At 61.0% G+C, this 2,282-nt stretch carries 2 protein-coding genes; one reads left to right on the top strand and one right to left on the bottom strand.

Features of this window, described 5'->3' with window-relative positions; all coding sequences use genetic code 11:
• On the top strand, window positions 1–713 hold a 713-nt coding region (locus DBR30_RS22195; protein WP_258224429.1), incomplete at its 5' end, for a GGDEF domain-containing protein.
• A 98-nt stretch (window positions 714–811) separates the two neighbouring features.
• Here DBR30_RS22195 and DBR30_RS13615 read toward each other — a convergent pair.
• A partial coding sequence (locus DBR30_RS13615) for an AMP-binding protein (protein ID WP_258224428.1) occupies window positions 812–2,282 on the bottom strand: 1,471 nt, incomplete at its 5' end.

The raw sequence follows: 2,282 nt of genomic DNA, 5'->3' as shown, positions 1-2,282 counted from the left end.
CTGCCAGCGCCTGCCAGCTGTGGCGGCTGGATAACCGGGTATTCGAAACCGGCGAGCTGCAGGCTGGCGAAGAGACGCTGACCGATATCGAGGGCAATCAGCACTACTACTGGTCGGTCAAGGTGCCCTTTCTGCTGGGGGATGGCACCCCGACCCTGATCGGTATCTCCTCCGATATCACCGAACTGCACCAGCTCAAGGAGCAGTTGCATCAGCAGTCGATACGCGATGGCCTCACCGGCCTCTACAACCGCCGTTTCTTTTTCGAGATGTGCGAGAAGAACCTCAGTCTGGACATGCGCCACCACCTCACCTCGGTGCTGATGGTGCTGGATGTGGATCAGTTCAAGTGCATCAACGATCGCTTCGGCCATCCCCTAGGGGACAGGGCGCTGGTTCATTTGGGCAGGGTGATGCAATCGGTGCTGCGCAACGAAGATGTGCTGGCTCGTATCGGTGGCGACGAGTTCGCCATTTTACTGCCCAACACAACCCTCCAGGCAGCCGCATCACTGGCCGAACGGCTGCGCCTGCAGGTGATGCAAAACCCGCTCTCCCTGCCCGATGGGGATGAGCTGGTCATCACCATCAGTGCCGGACTGGTGGAAAATGGCGAGGGGGAGCTGATGGAGAGCCTCTACGCCCGCACCGATCAGATGCTCTATCAGGCCAAACAGACCGGCCGCAACTGTGTCGCGTGCAAGGCGCGATAGCTGGCTGGCCAGTCAGGCATTCCCATCTCCTTTTTTGCACTTATCCCGACTGCTTATCCACCCTATTGCAAGCTGCGCTCACTCACGCGCATGGGCGCCTATCCCAACTGCTTGCGCAATACAAACTTTTGCACCTTGCCGGTCGAGGTCTTGGGTAGCGGGGTGAAGATAATGCGCTTGGGGGCCTTGAAGTGGGCCATCTGCTCCCGGCAAAAAGCGATAAGCTCCGCCTGGGTGGTCTCTCGCCCCTCTTTCAATTTCACGAAGGCGCAGGGCACCTCCCCCCACTTCTCATCGGGCATGGCGATCACTGCCGCTTCGTCCACATCGGGATGGCGATAGAGCACATCTTCCACCTCCAGACTGGAGATGTTCTCGCCGCCGGAGATGATGATGTCCTTGGATCTGTCCTTGATCTCCACATAACCGTCCGGGTGCCACACCGCCAGATCGCCGCTGCGAAACCACCCCTCGGCCATCGCCTCGGCGCTGGCCGCCGGATTTTTCAGATAACCCTTCATCACCACGTTGCCGCGCAGCACTATCTCCCCCATGGACTTGCCATCTTTGGCTACCGGCTCGCCGGTGACCGGGTGGACCACCCGCATCTCCCCCTGCAGGGGTGATGCGACGCCCTGGCATGCCTTCAGACGCGACAACGTGGTGGCATCCTGCCCTTGCCAGCTGCGCTGCGGTTCGCACAACACGCAGGGGCCATAGGTTTCGGTGAGGCCGTAAACGTGGGTCACATTTATCCCCATCGCCTCCATGCCGGCGATCACGGTGGCGGGGGGCGCAGCCCCGGCGGTCATCACCTTGATGGGGTGATCCAGCCCCTGCTTGAGCGCCGGTTCGGCATTGTTGAGCATATTGAGCACGATGGGCGCTGCGCAAAAATGGCTCACCTTGTGCTCGTGCAGCGCGTCATAAATGGCGGCCGCCGGCACATGACGCAGACAGACGCTCACCCCGGCGGTAGCTGCCAGGGTCCAGGGGAAGCACCAGCCGTTGCAGTGAAACATCGGCAATGTCCAGAGATAGACGGGATGTTTGGGAAGCTCCCAGGAGAGCACATTGTTGATGGCGTTGAGGTGGGCACCGCGATGGTGATAGACCACCCCCTTGGGATTGCCGGTAGTGCCGGAGGTGTAGTTAAGGGAGATGGCCTGCCACTCATCCTCTGGCAGCCAGCCGGGTTCATCGCCGTGGCCGCTGGCAATAAATGCCTCATAAGTCAGTTCGCTGACAAGCGCCCCTTCCCGGTAGAGGGGATCGTCGATGGCGATGACCAGCGGTTGGCTCTCCAGCAGATCCAGCGCCTTGCGCACCACAGGGCCAAACTCCCTGTCCACCAGCACCACCTTGCTCTGGGCATGCTGGAAGATAAAAGCCATCGACTCGGCATCGAGCCGGGTGTTGATGGTGTTGAGCACGGCGCCGCTCATGGGCACCCCGAAGTGGGCTTCAAACATCGCCGGAATATTGGGGGCGACGATGGAGACGGTATCCCCCTCCCCGATGCCGCAAAGCCGCAGGGCCGAGGCAAACTGGCGGCAACGGCGGGCGGTC

Source organism: Aeromonas sp. HMWF017 (assembly GCF_003061465.1).
Classification (GTDB): Bacteria; Pseudomonadota; Gammaproteobacteria; order Enterobacterales; family Aeromonadaceae; genus Aeromonas; species Aeromonas veronii.
The sequence above is the reverse complement of the archived record's forward strand: the minus strand, read 5'-3'. Positions and strand labels throughout refer to the sequence as shown.